Below are 2,552 nucleotides of genomic sequence, written 5' to 3'. Positions count from 1 at the left end.
TAATACAAACAGAATCCTTTTTAGTTTCATTTTATCATTCCTCATTTTGTAGACTTGCCGTAAAAGTAATACTTCCAATATATTCCCCTGCTTTAGCTTTTAACCATTCATCTCTTTCAATATTTATTGCTAACTGTACTTCTTTAGCATTTCCATTTAACCCATCTCTAAGTTCAGTTTCATCCCATACTTCACTAGTACCACCTAGATCTAAAGCTGTAGCTTTTATTTCTTCCTTGTTTCCTACTGTAGCTGATGATGGGATAGAAATTGTATAGCTGGCAGAACTTGTAGTTTCGTTAGCTTGTGCAATATCAGATTTAGCATAGCCATTATAGTCATCAATTCCTGCATAATAAACTTTAATAGTGTAAGAACTGTTTGCTTTTAAATTAGAAAAAGTAATAATGGTACTGTTATTAGAACTTGTTGTCCATTCTCCGTCATCCAACTTATACATTATATTTCCGAAATAAGGGTCATAGTTTGTTAAAGTTAATGTTATTGAACTGGCGTTCTTACTTGTATTAAAAGCAGGAGTCAATGCTTTTTTTCCTGTTGGAACAAATTCAAAAGTGTTGCTTGAATCGTCCCAAGTTACTCCATAACAGTTTGTGCCTGATACTACAGAATGTTCCTCTTTAGTCAGATAAAGATAAAATGCTGAATCATCAGGATGATTTTCCTGTCTTGTGTATGCCTTTCCATCTACACTTACTTCATTAATACCGCTTTGATTTTCAAGTTTAGCAAGATACACATTATTATTTCCATCATCAGTAGGGATATCACCTATATCAGCACCAAGAGGAGTTCCTCCAGTTGCCTTTACGCTTCCGCCTGTAATCGTTATATCATATCCATCTGCTGCATTTCCTCCGCCAATCCCGGCTCCACCATCTCCTCCAGTTGCAATTAGTTCACCGGCTCCGGTGATTGTTAGTTTTCCAATATCTGGTTTATTTCCATTTTTTTGCAACCCTGCACAATTAGTACCGCTTTTTAAAATATTTGTTGTACCTTCTTCAAGTTTTACAGTAACATTGGCTTTACTGTCATCTGCTATCTTAAATGCACATGCATCACTTGTTCTTGACACATCAATATTGACACCATTTAAGATTATATAAACTTCTCCACTGTCTACATTTACAGTAATAGTTTTTTCTGTAGTTGTTCCACTAATACTGTATGTTCCTGCAGATTCAATTACAGCATCTTTTTTGCTTAAATCAAATTCTTGTGTTATTTCCCCCTCCGCTGATACTGGCTTCGGTATCATTGTTAGTGCTACTACTAGTACGATAAAATAGCTTAAGCATCTTTTTTTCTTCATTTATTTTAGCTCCTTTCTTTTAGACAAAATTAAAAGGCATTACTATATTCATTATTTGAACATAGTAATGCCTTTGTTTTCTTGATTTGATCGCATAGTAAAAAGAGTATTTTTAGCTGTTTGTTTGTTCTAGTGTGAGCGTCTTTTGCATTGCTGTCAATCCCTTTTTTACATTTTTATCATATATTTATTTTAATATAATCACAAATATTTGTCTATAATTTTATTTGCAATGATTTGTTAAAGCGTTTAAGATTAAATAAAGGTGGTGATATAATGGTTGTCTTTTTAACAAGTAGTCCAACCGGACCATTAGATGGAAGTAGAGAAGTTGATGGATTGGATAAGAAAAATGGTTTTGTTGATAATTTAAGAAAGTATTGGCAGGATAATAGTCGTTGTTGTATTATTGCCGCTAGTCCTGATGAATATGATTTAAATGATGATATGTGTGATTTTTTTAGAAATGTGTTTTTAAAAGAAGGGTTTTCAATTCAATGCTTTGATTTAATTGATCGAAGATATAGTATAGATGAACTTGATCGTTATGATGTAATTATATTAGGTGGTGGTCATGTACCAACGCAAAATCGTTATTTTAACGAGATTGATTTAAAAGAAAAAATAAGGGATTTTAAAGGCATTGTTATTGGAATCAGTGCTGGAAGTATGAATAGTGCTGATGTTGTATACTGTCAGCCTGAAGAAGCTGGTGAAGCAATTGATCCTGATTTTAAAAGATGGATTAGTGGTTTGGCTTTAACAAAAACAAATATTTTACCTCATTATCAAATGGTTAAAGATCGCTATTTAGATGGAATGCGTTTATATGAAGAAATTACTTACCAGGATAGTTATAAGCATCCTTTTATTACTTTAGTTGATGGCAGTTATATTTTAATTGATGGCAAGGAAACTATTTATGGTGAAAGTTATTTGATTGATCAAGGTAAGATTGAATTAATTTGTCATGAAAATGAAATTAAAAAGATAAGATAAAAGAGAATGCCAGGCATTCTCTTTTAAGCTCTTAAAGTTGCATTGAAGTCTTTTTTAACAGCTACTAAGATATTGTCCATTGCTTTATTAACAGTAGCTTCATCAAGCGTTCCTTTAGGATCTTGGAAAACTAAGTTGATAGCAACAGATTTTTTATTAGCATCAATATGTTCACCTTCGTAAACATCAAAAATATTGGTTTCTTTAACTAATTGTT

3 protein-coding genes are annotated in these 2,552 nt (G+C 32.2%); 1 reads left to right on the top strand and 2 read right to left on the bottom strand.

From position 1 onward, the window contains the following. Positions 1–34: 34 nt before the first annotated feature. Entirely contained in the window at positions 35–1,282 is a 1,248-nt protein-coding gene (locus J7M77_RS15425) for a hypothetical protein (RefSeq protein ID WP_296880171.1), read from the bottom strand. A gap of 330 nt (positions 1,283–1,612) precedes the next feature. Between J7M77_RS15425 and J7M77_RS15420 the strand changes: the two genes are divergently transcribed. Continuing rightward, complete coding sequence (locus J7M77_RS15420; RefSeq protein ID WP_296880170.1) at positions 1,613–2,335, top strand: Type 1 glutamine amidotransferase-like domain-containing protein; 723 nt, start codon at positions 1,613–1,615, stop codon at positions 2,333–2,335. Positions 2,336–2,358: 23 nt separating this feature from the next. On the opposite strand, the gene J7M77_RS15415 is transcribed toward J7M77_RS15420, so the two are convergent. Then, a partial coding sequence (locus tag J7M77_RS15415) for a hypothetical protein (RefSeq protein ID WP_296880169.1) occupies positions 2,359–2,552 on the bottom strand: 194 nt, incomplete at its 5' end.

The organism is Thomasclavelia sp. (assembly GCF_017889095.1).
Taxonomy (GTDB): Bacteria; Bacillota_I; Bacilli_A; order Erysipelotrichales; family Coprobacillaceae; genus Thomasclavelia.
The sequence above is the reverse complement of the archived record's forward strand: the minus strand, read 5'-3'. Positions and strand labels throughout refer to the sequence as shown.

What these genes read in the sequence shown, in the direction of transcription:
- J7M77_RS15425 (WP_296880171.1), bottom strand. Translation starts at nt 1,282, where the DNA reads ATGATACCGAAGCCAGTATCAGCGGAGGGGGAAATAACACAAGAATTT.
- J7M77_RS15420 (WP_296880170.1), top strand. Translation starts at nt 1,613, where the DNA reads ATGGTTGTCTTTTTAACAAGTAGTCCAACCGGACCATTAGATGGAAGT.